This is a genomic window from Chitinophaga sp. CC14 (assembly GCF_048957795.1).
Classification (GTDB): domain Bacteria; phylum Bacteroidota; class Bacteroidia; order Chitinophagales; family Chitinophagaceae; genus Chitinophaga; species Chitinophaga ginsengisegetis.
Genome location: NZ_JARBFY010000005.1, coordinates 1,574,498 through 1,598,357 on the forward strand (window position 1 = coordinate 1,574,498; position 23,860 = coordinate 1,598,357).

Below are 23,860 nucleotides of genomic sequence, written 5' to 3' on the forward strand. Positions count from 1 at the left end.
TGTCCTGCAACTTTTTGTTTTATCTTGTTCCTGCTAAACCCGGTAAACATATGGTACCAGTCAGGAATAGTTGGGTGGATAATCTGCGTTCGTTTATTACTCTTTTAGTTGTGGCCCATCATTCATCGCTGGCATACACCACGTTTGCATCTTTTAATAAAAGCGCCTATATCCTCTCCACCAACCCCGTGGTAGATACTGCGAGGTGGAAGGGGCTGGATATCTTTGAAGATTTTAATGACATCTTTTTTATGTCGCTGATGTTCCTGATCAGCGGCATTTTTGTGATGAACAGTTTGCGTAGCAAAAGCATGGGGAAATTTATCCGGGACAGGTTTTACCGATTGTTTATTCCTTTTATGATCGGCGTTACCCTGCTGATGCTTATCGCCTATTACCCTTCCTTTCTTTTGGCTACAGGGCAACACAATATAAAGGCTTATGTAATAGATTTTTTTACGGTAGAAGCGTGGCCGGTAGGACCGCCCTGGTTCATCTGGGTATTGTTTGTGTTTAACCTAGTTTTTGCCTTGTGCTACCCGTTGGTAAAAAACGGGGTGAACAAAGCAGGTAACTGGCTGGCGATGCAAAAGCAACGTCCGGGAAAATTATTTCTTTCCTGGTACATCTATACTTTATTACTCTATATTCCTGTTATCCAATTTGTATCCCCGTATGCATGGACGGGCATCGGTCCTTTCGATTTCCAGATCAGCAGGGTGTTCCTGTATGCCGGTTACTTCCTGCTGGGAGCAGTGATCGGCGCGCCGGGGCTGGCCAACGGCATATTTGCAGATGGATCTGCCTTTGTAAAAAAATGGCCGCTGTGGGTAATCAGTTGTCTGGTGATATACGCCGGGCTGAAACTCAGTGAAGCCCCCATCATCCGGATGATCGGCAACCACCAGCTGAGCGAATTACAGGCCACCCTTATCTACAGGTTGATATGGATATTATCCTGTACAATGAGCTGTATTGCTTTTTTAACCCTGTTTAAAAGTATCCTCAATAAAACAAACCCGTGGTGGGAATCACTTTCCGCTAATGCCTATGGTATTTACCTGGTGCATTATATTTTCATTGTCTGGTGCCAGTACAGTTTGTTGAATGCGCCATTACACGCGTTCGTGAAGTTCCTGATCACGTTTGTGGTAACGGCAGCGCTGAGTTGGAGCGTGGTGTATTTGGTGCGGAAAAATGGGGTGGTTAAAAAGTATTTGTAACCTATATTTTTGCAATGGTTTTATGCACATTTTTCTTCTCTTTCCTTCGTAATTCTTTATTTGTGCTGATATTATAGGCTTTCCCTTTTCCCGCCAGCAAAAACCAGCTGAGTGCGGATATGGTATTGTTTGAATGCAGTTCCAGTCTGATAAACAGTTCATCATTCGGGAATTCCTTATTGTGGATAATGCGACTTAAACGGGTTTCATCAATGCTGATTTCTGCGGCAAATTCCTTTTGCTTTTTTTGTACTGCCCGGATATAGGCAGAAAGGAAATAGCCGAAATGCAATGAGCCCTGGTACTCCAGTGATTCAATAACGCTTTCCATTTGGTACTTGACTTGCAGCAGGTCTGCGCGGAGGTGATCTGCTTTGGTCATCTTATTCCACTGTTCCATACGAAACGCAGCCATTTCCCTGTCTGCTGCTGCTTTCTCTTCCCTGGAAAGACCGTGAGGGTAGATGTTGTCTATTGTGAGTTCTTCTTCGTAGTTTTTCTTTCCTTTCATAGTTAATCGTTTTCTAAATACGCTATAAAGAAATCTATACACGATTATTATAAAATCAGTACTATCAATCAGGGAAATGATGTCTGCAATTTTGTTAATAATCGAGATTTAACTCGTTGTAGAAAGAATGTATTTGAAGAAAAAGGAATTTCGTGTTGTTATTGAGATTGATTTCTCAAAATTTGAATGCTTAATTTGTTTTGAAATTAATATATGAAGCTTGACAAATTTCAATCTATTATCGAACAAACACCGGCTGATGTTCGGAAACACATAAAACTATCTATGGATATACAGGATAGAATTCATGAACTGCTGGAAGAAAAATTTGAAGGTAAACCAAATCTTTTGGCGGAGAAAATGAATAAAAGCGAGGCTGAACTATCCAAATGGTTATCAGGTGTACAGGATTTCACAATAGAAACGCTTATTAAGCTGGAGGTAGCTTTTGGTGAACCAATAATAAAAGTTTGTGGCAACCTCACTCTACCATCCCCCTCAACCCCTCCGTCATCCACACCCTTACCCCGCCCTTCGCATCCAAGTACACCAGGTACACATCCATATCTTTCCGCTGCTCCAGGAACCGTTTTGTACCCTCCACGCCCATCACCATAAAAGCCGTGTCATACCCATCTGCGGTGATGGCATCTTCGGAAAACACGGTAACGCTTAACAGCGAATCCGGTGTGGAGTACCCTGTTTTGGGATGAATGATATGCCCGGATATGGTGCCGTTCTGCTCATAATGATCGCGGTAGTTACCTGCTGTGGTAGCGGACCGGTTGTGCAGCCGTACAGTAGCCAGCTGCTGATCAGGATGCAACGGGTTATCGATGCCAACAGTCCATGACACACCGTTTTTAAGCCCTTTACAGCGCACTTCTCCTCCTATCTCTACCATGTAGTTGCTGATGCCGTTACGGTCCAGTAAAGCGGCTAAAACATCCACACTATAGCCCTGGGCAATACCATCGAAGTCCAGGCTCACGCCTTCCTTTAATTTGCGCACGCCTGTTTCATCAAAACGGATATACGAAAAGCCTACGTATTGCAACAGGGAATCGGCCTTTTCCCACCACGGGGTATGTGTTCTTTTCCCCTGCCGGTAAGCGGCGGTGAGGGGCATTACGGTGGGGTCGAAGGCGCCATCGGTGGCGGCGTATATCTCGGCAGATTTTTTTAATACCGGGTAAAAATAGGGCAGCTGGAATTCAATAGAAGCGGCGCGGTTGAATAAAGAGATCTCGGAGTCTTTCCTGTAAATGGATAAGCACTGGTCGATATCCTGCAGGGTTTGGGTGATTTGCGGCGTAAAATCCCGCTGCTGCGCATCGGCATATTGAATATGCCAGGTGGTGCCCTGCGCGCTGCCTTCCAGGTGTATCAGGGAAGGAGCAACGGCGGTATGAAGCAGCAGCAGGATATAAACGGCGTACATCTTTAATTTTTAATCAGGTCCATAAATTCGGTGAGGTGATCGGTGTATACACTTCTCGGGCTGCTGTGGTATTTGTTGGCTACATAGGCGGCAAAGCCTACTACTTCTCCCATCATGCCACAGGTGCGCATTACACGGGTGCTGCCAAAGGCTACGTGCGTGGTACTGATATTCCGTCCTGCCATAAACAGGTTGCTGATATTTTTAGAATACAGGCAACGGTACGGAATGGTATACGGCGCTACCCTGATATGTTTGGTGCCGGCAAAAAACTCCTGTCCTTCAAAATATTTTTTGTTGACAGGATCCGGGAAATGCAGGTCGATGGTCCAGGTGGCGGTGACGGTGCCATCGGGATACATTTTGCCTTCCTGGATATCCATCTGTGTAAGCACATGATCACCGATGATCCTCCGGGATTCGCGTTTACCACCGATATAGGCTACCCACGCGAGTTGTTGTTTGCCGTATTTTTCAGGCTTGCTGTTTTTGAGATACGACCAGTTACCATAAATGGCGCGCAGGTTATGATCGCGGAGCTGTTCTGCCTCGGTGATGGTATTGAAATTACCAAAGCCGGTTTCCCACTCCCAGTCGGCTTTAGACGCATCGATATGATATTCGTCTGAAAACTGCAGTGCCCATGGCGTGGCGGGGAAGGAAGTAACGCTGTCTGTTGGCAGGGAAGCCCATAAGTTGGAAGTACCCAATGTAAAGCTATCCGGCTTTTCCGCAGCGAGCGATTCGCCTGTTTCTGCCTTGCTTTCACGGCCCATTCTGAAGGCGGCGCCGGCAAGATATCCTACCGTACCATCGCCGGTACAATCGGAGAAGTAAGTGCCGGTAAAACGTGTTTCCTGGCTGTTGGCGATATCACGACCGGTAACCGCAACAATGCGGTCGTTCTCTTTTTCTACTTTGAACACGTAGGTATTGAGGAACAGGGTGAGATTTTTTTCTGCTTTAACGATATCAATTTTACGGGCATCGCCATATTCATTTGCATCGGGGTTACCATTACCGGGATCGCCGTTATCCATTTCCCTTACAATACGGCCCAGTTTGGGATAGTAATTTTTGTCGATATCCCCCCTCAGGTGTACCCGTATTTCTGAGCTGTTGTTACCACCGAGTACAGGCCTGTCCTGGATTAATGCTACCTTCAAACCCATGCGGGCAGCGGAGATAGCGGCACAGGTGCCGGCAATGCCACCACCCACTACTACGAGGTCAAAAGGCCCGGCTGCTTTTGGCGTGGCCGTTAAATGCAACAGGTTACGGCGTAATGCGCTTAATGCAGCGGCATCATCCGGTGGCGTGAATTTGCCGGTGGTGAATAGCAGCGCATCACAGCGGCCATTAAAACCGGTGAGATCGCGCAGGGCGATTTTTGCGGCGCCGGCAGGAACGGTGATCTCTCCACCATCGTACCATTTCCATTTGTCGTTGCCACTTTCGCCAAACACCGTTTTCACCGGTGCATCATTTATCACCACCCGGAATTTTCCCGGTCCTTTCGGGAAGGGGGCCCAGTCTTTGGTACGCACCCATACATGGTAAGTACCTTTCTCCGGAAAATTGACGGTAGTCACGGCATCTTTTACCGGGCGGCCCATGCCGTGCGCCATCAGGTAAGAGGAGCCCATTACGGGAAACGACTGCTGGTCAATTACCCAGCCACCTTTTTCTGCGAAGGATTCTGTTTCCACAAATATCCGCTGCTGCGCCTGCAGCCATTGTGTGCATACACACAACAACAGGATGATCAACCAGCTATTTTTCAGTTGGATGAAGCGTTTGTTCATATTCATGCATCTTAATTTTTACGGAATGATTCACCGGCTGCCGTTGTAACAGCAACGCATGGATAGCGGCTGCCCGTGTGGCATCGGTATTTTTTAACTGATCTGCCAGCTGCTGTATTACCGGCTCCGGCAAACCAGGAGTGGCCTGCAATGCAGCCAATATTAAATGGAACTGTTCTTCGTTGGCACTGCTGCCGGCGACGGCGAGTTGCTTCGCCATTGCAGCACTCAGCGGCACGGTGGCCAGCTTGCGCAGTATTGTTAATTGCAGGGGATAGCCGCTTTTAGTATAGGTATCCCACAACCACGATTGTGCTTTAGCGCCGGTAACAAAACCGGGATACACCTGCTGTAAGGTATAGCGTGCAATAAAAATGTTTTTGCCATTGATCAATGTACGGATATCTTTCTCAAAACCCGGCGCTATCCTTCCATTTTTATCCATAATCTTTTCAAGTGCCTTATACTGGTAAGTATGATTTTGGGAAGATAGAAAACGGTGCAGCAGTGCGGGATTGAGATACGTATCGGTGATGCGGGTAATTTCATCTGTTACCGGTCCGTGTGCAATATGCCACAACGTATAGCAGGTATATACCGCGCCGGAGATCACTTCATTTTTAATGGTTTTGAGCGTAGCGCCGGTACGGGCATCTACCGAATCGCTGAGATTTTCCGTTCCCGGTACAATAAGGTCGGTGATAGCCAGGTCCGCAAGCAATGAATTAGGACGCGCCAGTATGTCGTGCAGTTTTTCATAATCATCGCGCTTAAATTCCCGGTGATCCAGTTTCGTTAATACTTCCTTTGCGGGCAGGTCATAACGGATATAATTGCCCAGCAGATCCCAGTAAAGGTTGATGTATACCGGTTTACATTCTCCCGTATAACAAACGGGCGTAAAAATATTCCGGTAATAATACAGTGGTCTGTTATCAGCATCCAGCGCCAGTTGCAGCTCGTAAGCAGCCGTGTCGCTGATCCGGTATGTTTTATACATGGCGGCAACCGGCAACAACGACCGGTTACCCAGCACGTCTTTCAGGGTATCAGCGGGATTCATCCCGTTTGTTACCTGGCAACACCAAATCAGTAAACAGACCACTGTATATTTCATGTTCGTCGCTTATTTATATTCCAGCCATGCGGTAGCGCGGCAGTTTTTATTGGTCGTGAAACGGATCCACCGTGCCTCGAAACCACCGGGGAATTGCCAGTTCAGCGTTTCTCCCGGAGCAACGGTAACGGTTTTATAATTCATCCAGGCGCCATTGCCTACGGGATCAATGTCTACGGTAAATTCAACGGGCGCGGTAGCATCATGTGACAACTGCAGCTGACGCTGTGAGTAAAAACCCACCAGGTAAGGATCTGATGGTTTGCCTGCTTCTACTGCAGCATCTTTCCATGGACCTCCACGGCCCACCGGCCGGCCCAGTTGCCATAGATCATCAATCGCGCCTGCCCACACCATTGCTTTTTTATCGGCCGATACAATGATGTGTTCACCGGCTTTGGTATCGGGCGCAATACCCGTCATTACCAGCAAGCCGCGGTAGGCGGCGTAGTCGTTGATCCGGAAAGGATGCGATGCTACCGGTCTTATTTTCGCATAACCGTCGGCGTTTTCCGCAGGCAATTCATAGAAGGTACCCATGCAATTAAACAGGTCCCTTTCTGTTGATACCTCGCGGCAAATGCGCAAGGCGGCTTTGCCGGTAAGACCTGCAAAGGCTTCGTTGCCCAGTGGCAACCGCCATCTGCGGCCTTTATCGTCTACTATCAATACAGAGCCAGCTTCAATGGTCACTGCCTGTTGTGGGATTGCAAATTTCTGCCGGATAAAGTCCGCTGTTTTAGGATCATCTTTTTTCACGAGGTCCATGTTGGCATCCAGCTCGTAATAGCCTTCCACGGTAGCATCCCCGTTTTTATACGACTGTGCGAGTATGCCAAGTGCGCGGCGGTCGTCGCCCAGGCCATATAAGAGTCCGCCATTGGAAACGGCGTCCGTTACTTTGCTTAGTCCGTTAAAAAGCGCTGCCGGCACTGTTTTGCGGGCATCATTGGCAGCATAAAAGAAATGCGCCGTAGCTACTACCGGTTGCGCGGCGGTAATACGGATCCATTCTCCCGGCATGTTTTCCGGGAAAATAATGTCGCCGGTTTTACCGGGTGCCACGGTTACTTTTTGTGCAATGCTCCAGATGCCGTCGCCCTTATCTGTTTCCAGCGTGAACTCCACGGGACGTTTGCCGTTATGGGTGATCCGTGCGCTGCGGTGAGGCCATCCGGCAAAGAGGAAAGGTTCGGAAGGCTGCGATGGCGTTACTGCTTCGTTCAGCCACACAGCGCCTTCGGCGGTGTTGGGTCCCAGCTCATCGGGTTGTTGCAGGGAAGTAAACCATAGATTGGAATTGGATTGGCCTGGTCCTTCGATGTTTCCTTTGGCGGCCCGCTTGTTGAGAAATTCTTTTTGCGCGGCATCGTCACAACCAAATACCAGTTGATCCTGCCAGCGGGCGAAGTCGCCGATCACTTTCAGGTATGCACTACGGGGACGGATACCCGCAGTATGCCCGGTAGAAAACTGTCCGGGGAAATGCCAGAACAGGCCGTGCATCGTCATGAGGTAATCCGGCTTATTTTCTGCGCCGATGTCGCGGATACGCGGCCACTCGGTGTTCCAGCCATGCGCGCCATCGTAGCTATGACTGGCCTTTGGCAAACGGAAGAAGGACCATCTGCCCTGGTCGCGCAATCCGAGTAATACAGATTTATGATCCCAACCCGTAGCCCATATGGGATCGGTGGCCGGATTTTTATTTCCGGAGATGCCACCCGGACCAGTAATTTCCGTGAACTGGTTCCGGCGCACAACTTTCCAGTCTTTCCCGTTCCATTCCGATAACGACCCCGCTTCAATATCAAACTGGGTCAGCGCTTTGGGTCCGGGTTCACCATTGTTGGAATAAATCATTACGCCCTGACCGGAATACAAGCCTTTACCATGCGCTCCCGGCAATAAGGCGGAAGGTGTATTAGCGGTAGTGTCTGCGCCTTTTTTGCTTTTTACATTTCCATCTTCATATAATAAAACAGGTTGAAGGGTTTTTACATCTACTTCGTAAAAACCTTCTTCCATGGTACCATAATAAATTTTACCGGCAGGATCTGTAAGATGCCGTGCGTTACCGGTATGCCGCCCTGGCATGGCCGTGTAGGGTATGGTGCGCACCTGGCCATTTTCACCGATGGCATACGGTCCTATAAACAACTGGTGACTTTCCGGGTGAATCATCCGGTTGGCCGGTGTGCCGCCAATGCTTTCGCTGCGCACCACCTGTTTCAGATCCGGCGTTATTTCATACAGTTTATCGGACGAGCCATAAGGCAGGTGCGGACCATAAGTAATTACCCACAACTTCCCCGCCCACGGTACTACGGCACCGGTGCCACACTCCCCTTCCTTGTTATACATGGCCAGCTGCGGATAAATACCGCTGAACGATCGCGGGGCTGCGGCTTTTTCACTTTTACACGCAGCTCCCGATATACCGATGGCAACTATTACTGCGGCCAGTCTATTCTTTTGTTTCATACGATCGCTTAATAGTTTGGATTCTGGGTTAGGTGACTGGTCAATACTTCTGTTGATGGAATAGGCCACAGGTACTGGCGCGTGGCATCAAACTTACGCACAGTGATCTGTTTTATCAGTCCGGCGTTATACATCGCGGTAAAATCGGCTATACCATCTTCATCAATAGCAGGCGTTTGCGGGAAGAACCATAATCCCGGCTGCACTATTTTTGTACGCAGCTCTGCGGGTTCCAGCAAACCATAGTTTGCTTTGTTCAGCACTTTTTCCGCCAGCTTCCAGCGGATGATATCCATGTAACGGATACCTTCCAGTGCAAACTCCATTCTTCTTTCGGTACGGATAATTTTACGCAGGCTGGACTGATCCGCGGCGGTAACCGCAGGATACGCACTGGTATTGGTGTACACGGTACCATAGGCGCGCGCCCTTACTTTGTTAATGGCATCGCGCACCAGCTGGTCTGTTTCTCCTAACTCTGTTTTGGCTTCTGCATATATGAGCAATACATCTGCAAAACGGATCACAATATTATCGGCTTCCATTTTCCAGGAGTTGAGGAGCCAGTCGCCATCGATACCTTTTTTCCATAACAACCCGTTGAAAGAGGCGTATTGTGCAATAGCACGGGTATCTTTATTTTCCACGTATTTATTATCTGATACTGACCTCACTTTCAGGGAATCCGGATGCGGCTGGAAAACGTATCCCAGGTGCGGGGTCTGGAATTCCACGATGGTGGCGGCACAGCGCGGATCGCGGTTATCAAACGGACGGCGGGGATTAAATAAAGGGGATTCATCTACCGGTAATCCATCTTTACATAAAAAACTACAAAAGAGATCCCAGGACGGATCTTTGGCAGCCCAGCCACCGGCGTTACGCGACACATAATTCTGGCAGTCGTCGAAAGTAACTTTTAACGTCACCGATCTTGGCAATCCAAAAACAGTTTCAGTGGAATTCTTTGTTTTCGACAGGAACAGGTTTCCAAAATTATCGTGCAGTTTATATACATCCAGATCGATACATGCTTTGGCAGCATCGCGTGCAACGGCCCAGTCGCCCATATACAGTGCAATACGTGCTTTCATGGCCAGGGCAGCGCCTTTGGTGGCACGCTTCAGTTCCGATGCGCCATAAGTAGTTTTTAAGGTAGCTGCGGCGAAATCAAAATCTTCATAGATCTTTTTTAACACTGTGGCTTTATCCATTTGCTTCAGCTGCAGCGCCTGGTCGATGTCGAGTGTGGAGTCGGTATAAATGATGTTGCCGTAATGCGATAGTAAACGGGAATACATACACGCTCTTACAAAGCGGGCTTCCGCGGTGTAGTTGTTTATCTGGTCGGCCGACAGTACCTTATTTGCGCGGGAAATGCTTTGCAGGATGTTGTTGGCGCGGGCTACGGCTTTGTAGGTATCCGTCCACCACTTCTTTACAAAATCTGTTTCACCATTGATAGTAGCGCCGGTAACAGCGGTGGTAACGTCGCGGTATATCCAGTCGTCGGTCCAATCATCGTCGTCCTTCATCCAGAAATTGATTTTATACAATCCGTTGAGCGACATTTCTATTTCTTCCGCATTGGAATTCCAGGTTTCGCTGGAGCCATCGGACAGCGGGTTCAGATCCAGGCTGCCGCAGGCGCTGAAGAAAATACAAGTGATGCCGGCTATGAGAATAAGTTGCTTCATGTTCGTGGAATTTAGAATTTAACAGATGCGCCAATAACATAACTGGTGGTAATAGGATAACCCAGTGATGGTTGTTCAGGGTCCCAACCTTTCGGGAAATTATGCACAGAGAACAGGTCGCTAACGCTACCGTATATACGAACGCTCTGAATGCGGATCTTCTTTACCCAGTCATTGGGCATGGAATATCCTACGTTGATATTTTTCAGGCGTAAATAGGCGCCGTTGATCAGCCAGAAGTCGGACATGGCGTAGTTATTACCTGCAGAGGTATTGGTATAGCGCGGATACCTGGCGGCTTTATTCTGTTCCGGCGTATTGTATTTGCTCCAGGAATTGCCATCGATGATAGCCGGGAAATTGCCAAAATTTTCATAGAGTGGCCGTACCATATCGGTAGTGAGGCGGGAGTTTTGTTTGCCTATACCCTGGAATACAATACCCAGATCCCAGTTGCGGAATCCGCCCTGCAAACTGATGCCATACTGATAACGCGGCAGCGAACCACCCAGCAGTACGCGGTCGTATTCAGGGGATATTTTGCCATCGGGCACACCGTTGGGGCCACTCACATCACGGTAGCGGATATCACCGGGTTTCACGTTGGCGTTGAGCTTTGCTGATTTATCCACTTCGTCCTGTGTTTGGTAAATACCATCAGATATATAGCCATACCATTCGTTGAATTCACTGCCTTGTCTTTTTATAGAATCGCCAACGAATTGTGTTCCTCCAAGATTGCCCATTTTGGATACAAAGTCGGATACGTTCACGGATACACTATAAGTGAAATCACCGATGCGATCGTTCCAGCCCAGTTGTGCTTCCCAGCCGGTAGTAAACATTTTACCGGTGTTCTGGTAAGGATTGTCGAAGCCGATATAATCAGGGATTTCCAGCTCCAGCAGGATATCTTCGGTTGTCTTCTTAAAATAATCACCGGTAAAACGCAACCTGTTATCAAGGAAATTTACATCTGCGCCCAAATCCCACGAGTGCGTGGTTTCCCAGGAAATATCACGGATGGCATATTGCCACTGTGCAGCAGATTGTGCCGATACGATGTTGTTGCCTTTATAAAACAGGGAATTATTTTCAAAGCGCAGCAATGCCTGGTAAGGATAGTTACCGATGCGTTCATTACCCAGTGAACCCCAGGAAGCACGGAGCTTTGCAAAGGATAACCACGGCGCGGTAGACTTCATAAATTTCTCTTCTGATATCACCCAGCCGGCAGAGAAAGACGGGAAAGAACCCCAGCGGTAGCCTGCGGCAAAACGGGAAGACGCATCATAACGGATATTTCCCTGGAACAGGTATTTATCTTTATAGCTATAGGTAACTCTTCCAAACCAGGAGCGGTATGCATTTTCATAGGCGCCGCCGCTGTTGTCGCGGAACTCCAGCGGGCCCAGGTTCAGGTAGGGATAGTTGCTGAGGATATATTGTCCGCGCGATGCACCCAGGTCTTCATTGAATGCCTTATAAAATTCATATCCGCCCATCAGGCTAAAGCTGTGGTCTTTGATCTGTTTATTGTAATTAGCGACAAACTGGGTGGTGTAGCGGTAGTTATCGTTGCGCGCTTCTTCCAGTTTGGTTTCGGTAAGACCTTCAATATATCCTGAAATAGCGTTTGGATTATTGAAAGCAGTATAGGGCACCTTGCGGGTAAATTTCTTTCCTTTATCAAAGTTGATAAAGGGAGATACGATACCGGAAATTTTCAATCCTTCTATGGGCGTAAAATCGATACCTACTTTTCCGCCAAGCTGGTTAAACCAGTTGTTGTTAAAGCCGCCATATTTTGTTTGCACGTACACGTTAGCGCCGTCTTTTCCCGCGCCGATGCGGCCATCAGACCACATGGCCGCATAAATGGGCGGCATGATGCCCATCTTGTACATCGGATCAATGGTCGGCTGTTTAACGATGGTGCGTTTGTAATTCACATCTACGCTGGCGGTGAGGTATTTATTGATGATGATATCGTTGTTGATGCGTGCGGTAAGCCGGTCGTACGAGCGGCCCTCGTACAGCGCGCCGATTTTATCATATACCAGCGACACCCTGGAACGCAGGGATTTCCCGGCGCCGGCGATGCTCAGTGCATGGCTTTCACGGGGTGCGCTGTTGCTGAGGATCATACCTCTGAAGTCGGTATCGGGGTACTGATCCGGATTTTGTGCATGCAGTGCGGCGTAGTTATCCACAATATCTTTGGTGTAAATAGGGTATTCGTTGGCGTTATTGCCGTTGTCGTTCCACCGCAGCTCATTGGTGAGGCGCATATAGTCTACCGCATTGGCATAATCACGCAGTTTGGTGGGCTTTTCCACACCGTATTCATAACTGTAGTTCAGATCCAGCTGCCCGTTCTTCGCACGTTTGGTAGTAACGAGGATCACGCCGGCAGCCGCCCTGGAGCCATAAATAGAAGCAGAAGCGGCGTCTTTCAGTACAGAAATATTATCAATATCATTTGGGTTGATAGAGTTGATATCATCAATGGGTACGCCATCGAGGATGATGAGCGGTGAAGCGCCGGCATCAGAAATAGTAGTGATCCCTCTTACACGGATCTGTGCCACGGCGCCCGGCGCGTTGTTGGTACGGGTAACCATTACGCCCGGAACAGCGCCCTGGAGCGCCTGCGACACCTGTGTGGTTTTGCGGGAGGCGATGGCATCACCTTTCACGGTAGACACGGCGCCGGTGAGGTCACTTTTTTTCATGGTGCCATAACCAATTACCACCAGTTCATCGAGGGCGGTGTTGGCGGCTTTGGTAAGACGGATGTCCAGCTTATACTGGCCATTCACGGTAACTTCTTCTTTATTAAACCCGATATAGGAAAAAACGATCACGGCGCCATCGCTGATGTTGGTGAGCCGGTATTCGCCGGTTTCGTTGGTAATAACAGCGTTGCTGGTTCCTTTCTGCAATACGGTCACACCTGGCAGCGGTGTATTGGAGTCGTCTGTAACCCGGCCGGTGATGGTCATCTGCGGGATCATTAACTTCAGGATAGGAGGAAGCGTGAGCAGCTGTTGCTTCCTCACGGAGATGGTTTTATCCAGGATGGTAAAAGTCATCCCCTGGTCTTTCAGGGCAGCATTGAGCAAAACCGCCAGCGGCGCGTTTTCCACGGAGATGGTCACGGGCTTGCTGTTTTTCAGCAGCAGGTTGTCGTAGAACACTACGTATCCCGTTTGTTTTTTGATAGCGGCAAACACTGATTTGAGTGATACCGACTTACCTGAAAAGCTTACCGTTTGCGAAAGGCCGGTGGCGCTTACGTTCAGGAGCAATAACGTGAACAGAATCGTTAACTTCATAGCTAACAGCATTTTGGTTGAGCATAGCGTGCGATGCCGGGAAACCCTGCTGCCTGTCCGGGAAATAACGCTCCGGGTAATAGCAACAGCTGTCCGGCTGCAAAGAGCGATACAATTAATTTGCATACATTTGCATTGTTTGGTTGAATGAATAAGGAGTCTTCGCCGACTTTTTTGTTTGTGTTATCCAGACGCCGCCGGAAATGTTATCAGCGTTTCCGGCTTTATTGTGCATAACAGGTAGAATACATAAACTTCAGGAGCCTATGCAGTGGAATTTGTGTTTCTTAGTTTAGTAGTAAATCAGTAACGTGGTTTTTTATTTCAGAACAATAATATTTTTTCCCTCTATCTTAAATTTTACCCCATTTTCCTCCAGTATTCCCAGCACCTCCGTTAAGGGCAAAGAGCGTTGCATGCCGCCGCCAAAGCTTCTTTCAGGAATCGCTCCTTCATAAGACACTTTAACGTCGTACCACTTTTCTATTTGCCGCATCACCGTAGGCATATCTGCATCGGTAAACTGGAAGAACCCGTTTTTCCAGGCGATGGTTTCATCGGTATCTATATTTTCAGTAACGTGTAATACTTCATCTTTCCCTACCCTCGCCTGCATACGCGGACGGAGTATGGTGGTGTTTTTCCCGGCAGCCACGCTCACAGCGCCATCTACCAGTGTAGTGCGGATAGCCGGTTCCTCCGTATAGGCATTTATGTTAAACCGTGTACCCAGTACCGTTATTTCTGTGTTGCCGGCCGCCACCCGGAAAGGCATACTGGCATTGGCAGCTACCTCGAAATAAGCTTCTCCTTTCACCGTTACTTTTCTTTCCTTACCTGTAAAGGCCGCAGGGTAAGTAATGGCAGAAGCAGCGTTCAGCCATACCTGGGTGCCATCGGGCAGGGTAAGGTGGTACTGGCCGCCACGGGGGGTGGTCATAGTATTATACATGGCTTCGCCGTTACCGTTGCCCACATAAGCCAGTTCTCCGTTGGCCTGTTTGATGATTTTTACGGCACCCTGTCGACCGAGCACGCCGTTGCCGGCACTGTCCAGCGCAATAACGCTGCCATCGGCCAGGGTGAGCATAGCGCGGTTGCTGCCGGGCATCACTTCATTTTTATACCGCTGCTGTTTGCTTTCCGCTACCGGCGCCGGCGTCGGCTGATGCTGCCATGCCCATACGCCGATGCCACCAAGCACGAGGATACTGGCAGCCGCCCACCATATTTTATGGTAGCGGGTACGTACCGGCACTACAGGCACTTCCGGCGCGCGGCCAAACATGGCTGCCACAATGCGGTCCGACATTTCATCGGGCATCATGATCAGCGGCACATGCGATTCCCAGGCGTCGCCCAATACTTCTTCCAGCACGGCATCATCCGTTTGCCGGCCGATCCATGCCGCCAGCTCCAGCTTTTCTGCCGGTGTACAGGTATTATCAAAATAGCGTGCTGCCAGGTAGCTGATCCTTGCTGAAATCATGCGGTGTTTTTACATTAATGCGGAATCTGTCTTACAATAGACACCTGAGCGGGAAAATATGACTAGTGTAATTAAAAATATTTTTTTCAGCGGAAGCCATCGATGATCATGAGCAGGCAGGAAGCGCCCGTAATGGAATGCAGGTGCGGCCCCAGTTGCTGACGGATGGTGCGCAGGGCGGCAATCATATGGTTATTAACGGTAGACGGGGAGATATTGAGCTGCCGGGCAATTTCATCGTGTTTCAGCCCCTGTTCCCGGCTCAGGGTATATACCAGTTTTTGTTTTGGGGGAAGATGATCCAGCGCGTATTGTAACTTTTCCCTTACTTCCCGGACACTCAGGTTGTCCGCGGCATCGGCGGGCGCGGCCCCGTTAGTCACCCTGGTGAGTTCGGCGAGGATCAGGGTTTCTTTCGCCATGCGCCGGAACGCATTCAGCGCCTGGTGTTGCGCCATCCGGTAAATATATCCGCCGAACTGTTCGATGTTCACCAGGTTTTCGCGGTCTTTCCACAACTTCAGGAATACATCCTGTATCACATCTTCCGTCATCTCCGGAGATTCCGTCAGGCGCAGCAGGAAGCTGTACAACTTATGCCGGTACAGGAAAAAGAGTTGAGTAAACGACTCCTCATGGCCCGCAGCAGCCCTTAGCAACAAGTTCTTCTCAATGTTTACATGCTCCATGAAACAGGAAAGTGGAATAGTTTTACATAACGTCGTGGTATTAAAAGTAAAGAAAATGATGGAACAGGGAGAAAAAAATAAAAAAAGGGCGGTCGTTGCCGACCGCCCTTTCCTGTAAATTCGTTTTTGTTACTATAATTCTCTTACCCAGATATTGCGGAAACTCAGCGGCTCGCTCTTATCGCCATGTGCCTGCAGCTTGATAGGGCTGGGACCATGCGCCTGGCGGTAGGCTGCCTGACCGATGTATTGGGTAGGGCCTTTCAGCTCGTAGCCATTTTGTACTACTACCCCGTTAAAGGTTACGGTTACTTTTGCGGGAGATGTCAACGCCCCATCTGCACCAAATACGGGCGCTGTCCAGATCACATCATACGTATTCCACTCCCCTGGCTTCAGGGTAGGGTTAGCCAGTGGCACCGACTGCTTGTAAATGCTGCCAGCCTGGCCATTGGTATATGTTTTATTATTGTAGGAATCCAGTACCTGTAATTCATAACCGGCATCTCCTTTACCGACGGAAGCCAGGAAAACACCGCTGTTGCCCCTGCCCTGACCGGTACCGGTGATATTGGCGGGAACGCGCCATTCGATGTGTAACTGGTAGTTGGTAAACGCTTTCTTTGTTTCAATATTCCCTACCTTCTTGTTCACCGTCAGAACGCCTTTGCTCACCAGCCATTCTGCGGGTTTCTCCCGGTCGTCGGTCATTACCCACTGATCCAGGCTGCTGCCATCGAACAGGATGATGGCATCCGAAGGCGCTTCACCACATTTTTTCCCGGGCTTTACTTCCGGGGGCACCGGGGTATACACTTCTGTATCTTCAGGCTTTGCTTTTTCCTGGGCATTGGCGGCGCCAATTCCTCCGGCCAGCAGCATGGTAACTAAGATTCTCTTTTTCATAATCAATATTTAACTGGAACTAATTTATGGGTCAAAAATGTAACCGGCGTCACAATAATATATAAAATAGTATCGGTAAGCAAGCATTTTTATGTCAGCGGCAGCTGGTTTGGTAACATACAGTTAACACTAAAAAACATTCTTTGCGGATTGATTACACTTAATTAATACGTGCTGTCATTACAAATGAAACGGGTTTTTCAGTTTATCGTACTATGCTTATCTGCCTTCCCGGTAATCGCCACCGCTGCGCAGGACACGCTGCAAATGCAGCTCGCCGCCGCCGGAAAGCTCAGCCAGGAATCACCGGATGCCGCCTTTCTTGCCCTGCGCAAAATGCATGATGCAGCTATCAGTAACAAAGATGAAGCCACTGCTGGCAAATGCCTCCGTCAGATGGGAAAGATCTGCTTCACCCTGGGCCACTACGCCAAATCGCTGGAATATTACCAGCAGGCGGCCACCCTTTTTACCGCCACCGGCCATAAAGCGGCCGAAGCAGCCGTGCTCAATGATATGGGCCAGCTGTATTACCGCAATATTAATAAGCCGGGCGCTAAAATGCAGTACGATAAAGCCCTCCAGCTGTACCGCCAGGTAAACGATCCCGCCGGCATGGCTGCCACCTATGGCAACATCGGCCATTATTATGAAAAGCAACAACAATACGACAGCGCCCGGTACTTCCAGCAACTGGCGCTGACCCAATACCAGGGCGCACGCGATACCTTTGGTATGGCCGGCATCTACGAAAACCTGGGCACCATTTATGAAGACCTTGAAAAATACGATACCGCACTATCGTCTTTCCGCATGGCCCTGCAACTTTTTGAGGCAAGCCACGAACGCATAGCAGGCATTGAAGTACTCAATAATATAGGAGACGTACTCCGGAAAACCGGCGATGTTAAAAACAGCCTGCCCTACTCCAGGGAAGCACTGGCCCTTGCACTGCAAACCAATAATAAATACCAGGAAGCGGCAGCCTGTAAAGACATTGCCAAAGCATTCAATCTCCTCGGACGGAACGACAGCGCCTTTTATTATATGGAGTACAGCCGCAAATGCCTGCTCGACATCTACTCGGCCCAAAACAACCAGCAGATGAACTTCCTCCAGATCCTGTACGACACCAATAAAAAGAACGACGAAATCCTCCAGCTGGAAAACAGCCATAAAATAAACCGCATCATTTACACCGCTGTAGTGATTGTGGTAGTACTACTCATCATCCTTTGCCTCCTCACCATCTCCCGCCAGAAGCTGAAAATCAGCCAGGCGCAGACCGTATCTGAACGGAATGCTGAAATAAACCGGGTGCAGAAAGACCAGCTGGAACTGAAAAGTAAACAACTGGCCACCCACACGCTGGATGTGATCCAACGGAACCAGTTCCTCGATGAGCTGCGTAACACCCTCTCCGAAATGGTGCAGGAAGATAAACGGGACCAGAAAAGGCAACTGCAGCAACTGGTACTGAAAATTAACCAGACCGTGAATCACGAGAAACAATGGAAAGAATTCACCGGCATCTTTGAACAGGTACACCAGGTGTTTTTTGATAAACTCAATGCGTTGTACAGCGATCTTACCAACAACGATATCAAATTACTGGCGCTCCATAAAATGAATATGGACTCAAAAGATATGGCGACCATTCTTGGTATTTCACCCGACAGTTTACGGGTAGCAAGATATCGTCTCCGGAAAAAATTAAACATCCCGGAAGGCGATACGCTCAACACTTTTGTACAAAGCCTGTGATGCATAACGTTCCGGTAACGTTGCGGTAACATAATGGTAATGGCGATTCCTGTTACAAATAAATACTTAATTACCAATCATTTACATCCTGTTTGTATACGCTGATCACGCTTTGTTTACGGCGTTGTTAACGCTGTTTACGTTTTGCTTACGCTGCTTTTTTGCATTTTTTTTTGCAGCAGCCCACATTTGCGATGCAGTTCGCCACTAACACGAACGGCATCAAATTCACCAAAGATGAAGACACTTTTAACAACGCTTTTATGTCTGCTGCTGAGCGTCACATTTGCCAGCGCCGGCAGTCTGAAAGGACACGTGTACGATCAGAAAACGGGCGAACCGCTGGTAGGCGTCACTGTTGTAATGGACCAAACCAAACTGGTTGCCCTCACTGGTCTCGACGGTTCCTTTGAATTCAAAAAGATTACGGCAGGAAAATTCACCCTGCACATTTCCCATCTTACCTACAAAACATTAACAAAAGAAGTGACCGTACTGGAAAGTGATAACCCGGCGCTCAACATCTACCTCAGTGAACGCAGCAGCAAAAACCTGAGTGAAGTAGTGATTGCCGGCGGCACCAAAGCCTCTTCAGAAAACACGGCCCGCAAACTGGAACAGAAATCCATCCAGGTGATGAACGTAGTATCCGGTCAGGCTATAGAAGTATCGCCCGACCTCACCGTGGCGAACGTAATCCAGCGCGTTTCCGGAATCTCCATAGAACGCAGCAGCAACGGCGACGGACAATACGCCATTCTCCGCGGCATGGACAAAAGATACAACTACACGCTTATCAACGGGGTGAAAATACCCAGCCCGGATAATAAATACCGGTACGTGCCGCTCGACATCTTCCCGTCTGAGTTGCTGGACCGCCTCGAAGTATACAAGTCCTTAACACCAAACATGGAAGGCGATGCGGTGGGCGGCGTAGTGAACATGGTGATGAAAGACGCCCCTGGCAAATTATCGCTCAACGCCAACGTAGCTACCGGCTACAGCCAGATGGTACTGGACAAAGGCTTTACTTCTTTTGATGCCAGCCACATACAATCCAAATCACCTTACGAAGCCCACGGTAAAAGCTATAACGCCACCCCGGCAGATTTTGCCACCGGCACACTGGACTATAAAAACAAAAACTTCGCGCCCAACCTGGTAGCAGGTTTATCCATCGGCCAGCGTTTCCTGCACAATAAACTGGGCGTGATCCTCGCCGGTAGCTTCCAGAATACTTATCGCGCCACTACCAGCACTTTCTATAAGAATGATATGGACACCGGGCATTACTCCGTGCTTACCAGTATGCAAAACCGGCAGTACAGCGAACAGCAGCAACGCAGCGGCCTGCATGGAAAGATCGACTACGTGTTTAATGAAAACAATAAGCTGTCGCTTTACAATGCCTACATGAATCTGCAAAGCTATCAGACCCGTGAAGGCATCACCACCAACTTCTCCGATGGCATATTTGATCCTGTGGCCGGCAATGCGCAACTGACATTTGAAAGCCGCTCCAGGAAAACCACGCAGCAGATTTACAATTCCACCCTGCATGGTGATCATCATATCATTCCCGGTAAATTAAAATTGCAGTGGTCTGCCGTATTCTCCTCCGCCAAAAATGAGGTACCCGATAATACCACCATCGCATTAAACGGGGTGCGTAACAACTTCAAGGAAACACGTACCACTGTTGAGAACAATGGCACCAACCGCCGTTGGGAACGTAATACAGACGATGATATCGCGGGTTACCTTGATCTTACTTACACTGCCAGGATAGCCGGAACAAAAGTAGATTTCTCCGCAGGTGGCCTGTACCGCGACAAACAACGCAGCAGCTTCTTTAATAACTATACATTCAGACCTTCCAATATCAACGCATTGTATGGTAAGGATTTTACCAGCTATACAGATATTGTATGGGAGATCCAGAACCCCGGCGGCGCAGTAGGCAACCCGCTTACTTACGATGCTTCCGAAAAAACAACCTCCGGATATGGTATGTTTAAATTCGAAGTATCCGAACTGGAAATAACCGGTGGCGTACGTGTGGAACATACCAACCAGGGTTATCATATGTTTTTTCCACAGGGCGAAGACCGTCCTACCGGCAGCCAGGTGTACACCGATGTGTTGCCCAGCCTGAATCTGAAATACGAATTATCCGAACACCAGAACTTACGTGGTTCTTACTTCCGCTCACTGAACCGTCCCGGCTTCTTTGAAATTGTTCCTTCCAAAATTGTACTGGAAGATTACCAGGAACGCGGTAACCCTGATCTGAAACGCGCTATCGCCGATAACTTTGATCTGCGCTATGAACTGTTTCCGAAACGTTCCGATCAATTACTGGTAGGCATATTCTACAAAAGAATCCAGGACCCTATCGAAAATACCATCCGTGCAGACGCCACCCGTCCGCAAGACCAGTACTATTCTGCCGGTAACTTCGGTACCGCCCGCAACTATGGCCTGGAAATAGACTATATCAAATTCTTCAGCAAAATAGGTTTCAAAGCCAACTACACTTACACCCACTCTTCCATCACTACTTCCAAAAGTTTGCGGATAAGGGATGAAAAAGGCGACGTTAAAACCATCGCGGTAGATCAAACACGTCCGCTGTACGGACAGTCCGAGCATATCGGTAACCTCTCTGTGTTGTACAAAGACATACAGCATGGATGGGATGCACAGCTGGCCGGCGCTTATACCGGTCCACGCATCGTTACCGTTTCCCAGTACATCGACAATGATCTCTGGCAGAAAGGATTTATACAGATGGATGTTTCTGTAGAAAAAAGGTTCAGGAATAACTTCAGCATCTTCGCCAAAGCAGGCAACCTGCTGAACACGCCGGCAGAAATATTTATCAAAGGAACTGACCCTGCCAACACCAATATGCCGGGACAGGGAAAAGCCAATGAAACCCTGATCAGGAAAGAATATTACAAACAAACCTACCTGCTGGGTGTACGTTACAAATTATAAACTCATTCCAAAATATTCATCATCATGAAATATAAAAATATTCTCTTTTACGCTGCGTTGATACTGACCATTGTCAGCGGCTGTAAAAAAGCAAACAGCGATGTAGACCTCAGCGAAAGCATCATTGGTTCCGGCACCGTTCACGGCGATGTGTGGGGCATCTGGCCCAAAGGCAGCATCCAGCGCGTTTCCGGCGATATCACCATCCCGGAAGGTAAAACGCTGGTGATTGAAGAAGGCGTATTAGTAATCATGGATACCCTCGTAAAACCGGAAGTAATTGTAAAAGGCAACCTGTATTCAATGGGAACCGCTGAACAACCGGTGAGATTTACTATTGAAGAAAACTACCGCACTGACAGCCGCAAGTTTGGTAAACAATGGGGTGGTATTCTCGCAGCGAAATCCTGTGCAGAGCTGCTGTTGGACAATACCATCCTTGAATACGGCGGTGCTGTTACCACCGAGTCGTCTGCTTCTGTAAAACAGGGATTGTATAAAGCTGTGAGTGGCGAAGCACTGCCCGCATTATGGTACAGCAATGTGAATGGTAAGCTGGTAGTGACTAACTGTATCTTCCGCAATTTTAATGAAGACTGCACCTACATTGAAGGCGGCAAACTTATCTTCTCCAATAATAAATTTTACACCACCGGTATCACCGGCGGAGAAGGTATTAACATCAAATCCGGTTGTATCGCGGATGTGAGTTACAATCTCTTCTATTCTACCAATACCAACGCGCTTAAATTATCCAACTCCGGCGAACGCACGCCACAGGCGCATGTAATTGCCTATAACAATACCATGCTCAACACCGGCTGGAGAAGACCAACAGTAAAAGGGGGCTCCGTGTGGGTGGAAGCTACCGTGTTTGTAGAACTACACAATAACCTGTTTGCCAACACACGGTTTGGTATTAAGAGAGATACCAAAAAAGTAGAGGACAGTCGCTCGGTTATCAGCAACAATCTTTATTATGGCTTTAACCAAACTACTGTAGACCAGTTCCAGCCCGCAAAAGATATCATTAGCGGCGCCAATGATGTTATCAGTACAAAAGCCGGTGAGAATGATCCGAAATTTGTAAATTATCCGTTGAACACACCGACCGATAGCCCGGATTTTAACACCAACTGGGACTTTCATTTACTGGCCGGCTCACCTGCGCTGGGCGCCGGTACCACCGCCTTTATCCGTAACTTCCCGAACGGACTGGTGCTGAACGGCATTAACTACGCCTCTCCTGCTCCTTCCTCTTTTATTGGCGCCTTTGGCACTAAAAACTAAAACAGCGATCTCACAGTAATGACTACACGCAATATATTATTCTCCACAGCAGTTCTTGCCGGACTGCTGTGTTTTCTTGCCTGCGCAAGACCGGCAAGCCGGGCTAACGGACAGGCATACACGGACACCACTACTATTCAGCCCGCGGTAATCACCGAACAGGTAAAGTTTGATTCAGACGATCCTGCTATCTGGGTAAACCCTCAAAACCCCGCCCGGAGCCTGGTGATAGGCACTGATAAATCGGCCGAGGGCGCCCTGTATGTGTTTGACCTTGAAGGAAAGATCAAACAGGTAGTGCCTAACCTGCAACGTCCCAACAATGTGGACATTGCATACGGATTACTCCTCAACGGAAAACGTATAGACTATGCCGTTACTACCGAGCGCATCACGCATAAGCTCCGCTTCTATTCATTGCCCGATATGCAACCCATCGATGATGGCGGCATCCCGGCATTTGAAGGCGAAACCGGCACACAATACCGTGATCTCATGGGAGTGGCGGTTTACACTAACAAAAAGAACGAACACTATGTAATTGCAGGCCGTAAAACCGGTCCGCAGGATGGTACCTATTTATGGCAATACCGCCTTACCGATAACGGTGCCGGAAAAATAAAAGCCACACTGGTACGTAAGTTTGGCCACTACAGCGGTAAAAAGGAAATAGAATCTATTGCCGTAGATAATGAAGCCGGCTATGTTTATTACTCTGATGAACAGTACGGCGTACGACAATATTATGCCGACCCGGAAAAAGGTAATGAAGAATTAACAGTTTTCGGCACCACCGGTTTTACAGAAGATCATGAGGGTATTTCTATTTATAAAACCTCTCCCACCAAAGGATATATCCTGGTATCTGACCAGGGTGCCAACAAATTTCATATCTTCAGCCGGTCAGGAACAACGCATACGTTACTGAAAGTGGTGAAAGTAAGCGCCGGCCACAGCGATGGCTCCGATATAGTAAATGTGCCACTGAACAATACTTTCAAACATGGATTATTTGTAGTGATGAGCGACGACCGGACCTTCCATTATTATCGCTGGGAAGATATTGCCGGTAAAGAGCTGGAATCAGCGCCAACAAAAAAATAGTG

15 protein-coding genes and 1 pseudogene are annotated in these 23,860 nt (G+C 48.5%); 6 read left to right on the forward strand and 10 right to left on the reverse strand.

Going from position 1 to position 23,860, the window contains the following annotated elements; translation table 11 throughout:
* The first annotated feature begins 50 nt into the window (after nt 1–50).
* Entirely contained in the window at nt 51–1,223 is a 1,173-nt protein-coding gene (locus PV783_RS25850) for an acyltransferase family protein (RefSeq protein ID WP_420990160.1), read from the forward strand.
* Between the two features lies 1 nt (nt 1,224).
* Here PV783_RS25850 and PV783_RS25855 read toward each other — a convergent pair whose 3' ends face one another.
* Nucleotides 1,225–1,734 carry a hypothetical protein gene (locus PV783_RS25855; RefSeq protein ID WP_420990161.1) on the reverse strand — a complete coding sequence of 170 codons (510 nt, stop codon included), beginning with the start codon at nt 1,732–1,734 and terminating at the stop codon, nt 1,225–1,227.
* Between the two features lie 360 nt (nt 1,735–2,094).
* Here PV783_RS25855 and PV783_RS25860 point away from each other — a divergent pair.
* A pseudogene (locus PV783_RS25860) lies at nt 2,095–2,184 on the forward strand (hypothetical protein); the annotation flags it as partial.
* A gap of 31 nt (nt 2,185–2,215) precedes the next feature.
* Here the strand turns inward: PV783_RS25860 and PV783_RS25865 are convergent.
* From PV783_RS25865 to PV783_RS25905, 9 genes are all read right to left on the reverse strand, one after another.
* Entirely contained in the window at nt 2,216–3,175 is a 960-nt protein-coding gene (locus PV783_RS25865) for an FAD:protein FMN transferase (protein ID WP_420990162.1), read from the reverse strand.
* A gap of 2 nt (nt 3,176–3,177) precedes the next feature.
* Nucleotides 3,178–4,986 (reverse strand): FAD-dependent oxidoreductase, encoded by a 1,809-nt coding sequence (locus PV783_RS25870; RefSeq protein WP_420990163.1) that lies wholly within the window; start codon nt 4,984–4,986, stop codon nt 3,178–3,180.
* Entirely contained in the window at nt 4,949–6,097 is a 1,149-nt protein-coding gene (locus tag PV783_RS25875) for a hypothetical protein (RefSeq protein WP_420990164.1), read from the reverse strand. Before PV783_RS25875 ends, PV783_RS25870 begins: the two co-directional genes overlap by 38 nt.
* Before the next feature lie 9 nt (nt 6,098–6,106).
* A complete protein-coding gene (locus PV783_RS25880) occupies nt 6,107–8,581 on the reverse strand; it encodes a hypothetical protein (protein WP_420990165.1) in 2,475 nt (824 codons plus the stop codon).
* An 8-nt stretch (nt 8,582–8,589) separates the two neighbouring features.
* Complete coding sequence (locus PV783_RS25885) at nt 8,590–10,278, reverse strand: RagB/SusD family nutrient uptake outer membrane protein (protein WP_420990166.1); 1,689 nt, start codon at nt 10,276–10,278, stop codon at nt 8,590–8,592.
* A gap of 11 nt (nt 10,279–10,289) precedes the next feature.
* Nucleotides 10,290–13,616, reverse strand: coding sequence for a TonB-dependent receptor (locus PV783_RS25890; RefSeq protein WP_420990167.1), 3,327 nt, complete (start codon nt 13,614–13,616; stop codon nt 10,290–10,292).
* 319 nt (nt 13,617–13,935) lie between these two features.
* On the reverse strand, nt 13,936–15,105 hold the full coding sequence (locus tag PV783_RS25895) for a FecR domain-containing protein (protein ID WP_420990168.1): 1,170 nt from the start codon (nt 15,103–15,105) through the stop codon (nt 13,936–13,938).
* An 86-nt stretch (nt 15,106–15,191) separates the two neighbouring features.
* Nucleotides 15,192–15,794 carry an RNA polymerase sigma factor gene (locus PV783_RS25900; protein WP_079470153.1) on the reverse strand — a complete coding sequence of 201 codons (603 nt, stop codon included), beginning with the start codon at nt 15,792–15,794 and terminating at the stop codon, nt 15,192–15,194.
* Between the two features lie 132 nt (nt 15,795–15,926).
* On the reverse strand, nt 15,927–16,700 hold the full coding sequence (locus tag PV783_RS25905) for a 3-keto-disaccharide hydrolase (protein WP_420990169.1): 774 nt from the start codon (nt 16,698–16,700) through the stop codon (nt 15,927–15,929).
* Between the two features lie 186 nt (nt 16,701–16,886).
* On the opposite strand from PV783_RS25905, the gene PV783_RS25910 reads away from it, so the two are divergent.
* From PV783_RS25910 to PV783_RS25925, 4 genes are all read left to right on the forward strand, one after another.
* The gene (locus PV783_RS25910; RefSeq protein WP_111577523.1) at nt 16,887–18,464 is read left to right on the forward strand and encodes a tetratricopeptide repeat protein; all 1,578 of its coding nucleotides are present in this window, start codon (nt 16,887–16,889) and stop codon (nt 18,462–18,464) included.
* Between the two features lie 237 nt (nt 18,465–18,701).
* Complete coding sequence (locus PV783_RS25915; RefSeq protein WP_420990170.1) at nt 18,702–21,464, forward strand: TonB-dependent receptor domain-containing protein; 2,763 nt, start codon at nt 18,702–18,704, stop codon at nt 21,462–21,464.
* 24 nt (nt 21,465–21,488) lie between these two features.
* Nucleotides 21,489–22,754: a hypothetical protein gene (locus PV783_RS25920; protein ID WP_420990171.1), complete on the forward strand. Its 1,266-nt coding sequence runs from the start codon at nt 21,489–21,491 to the stop codon at nt 22,752–22,754.
* Between the two features lie 18 nt (nt 22,755–22,772).
* Nucleotides 22,773–23,858 carry a phytase gene (locus PV783_RS25925; protein ID WP_420990172.1) on the forward strand — a complete coding sequence of 362 codons (1,086 nt, stop codon included), beginning with the start codon at nt 22,773–22,775 and terminating at the stop codon, nt 23,856–23,858.
* The last annotated feature ends 2 nt before the right edge of the window (nt 23,859–23,860 follow it).

Coding starts and splice junctions, on each gene's coding strand:
- PV783_RS25905 (WP_420990169.1), bottom strand. CDS start 16,700: ATGAAAAAGAGAATCTTAGTTACCATGCTGCTGGCCGGAGGAATTGGC.
- PV783_RS25910 (WP_111577523.1), top strand. CDS start 16,887: ATGAAACGGGTTTTTCAGTTTATCGTACTATGCTTATCTGCCTTCCCG.
- PV783_RS25865 (WP_420990162.1), bottom strand. CDS start 3,175: ATGTACGCCGTTTATATCCTGCTGCTGCTTCATACCGCCGTTGCTCCT.
- PV783_RS25915 (WP_420990170.1), top strand. CDS start 18,702: ATGAAGACACTTTTAACAACGCTTTTATGTCTGCTGCTGAGCGTCACA.
- PV783_RS25895 (WP_420990168.1), bottom strand. CDS start 15,105: ATGATTTCAGCAAGGATCAGCTACCTGGCAGCACGCTATTTTGATAAT.
- PV783_RS25925 (WP_420990172.1), top strand. CDS start 22,773: ATGACTACACGCAATATATTATTCTCCACAGCAGTTCTTGCCGGACTG.
- PV783_RS25875 (WP_420990164.1), bottom strand. CDS start 6,097: ATGAAATATACAGTGGTCTGTTTACTGATTTGGTGTTGCCAGGTAACA.
- PV783_RS25880 (WP_420990165.1), bottom strand. CDS start 8,581: ATGAAACAAAAGAATAGACTGGCCGCAGTAATAGTTGCCATCGGTATA.
- PV783_RS25900 (WP_079470153.1), bottom strand. CDS start 15,794: ATGGAGCATGTAAACATTGAGAAGAACTTGTTGCTAAGGGCTGCTGCG.
- PV783_RS25850 (WP_420990160.1), top strand. CDS start 51: ATGGTACCAGTCAGGAATAGTTGGGTGGATAATCTGCGTTCGTTTATT.
- PV783_RS25855 (WP_420990161.1), bottom strand. CDS start 1,734: ATGAAAGGAAAGAAAAACTACGAAGAAGAACTCACAATAGACAACATC.
- PV783_RS25885 (WP_420990166.1), bottom strand. CDS start 10,278: ATGAAGCAACTTATTCTCATAGCCGGCATCACTTGTATTTTCTTCAGC.
- PV783_RS25870 (WP_420990163.1), bottom strand. CDS start 4,986: ATGAATATGAACAAACGCTTCATCCAACTGAAAAATAGCTGGTTGATC.
- PV783_RS25920 (WP_420990171.1), top strand. CDS start 21,489: ATGAAATATAAAAATATTCTCTTTTACGCTGCGTTGATACTGACCATT.
- PV783_RS25890 (WP_420990167.1), bottom strand. CDS start 13,616: ATGAAGTTAACGATTCTGTTCACGTTATTGCTCCTGAACGTAAGCGCC.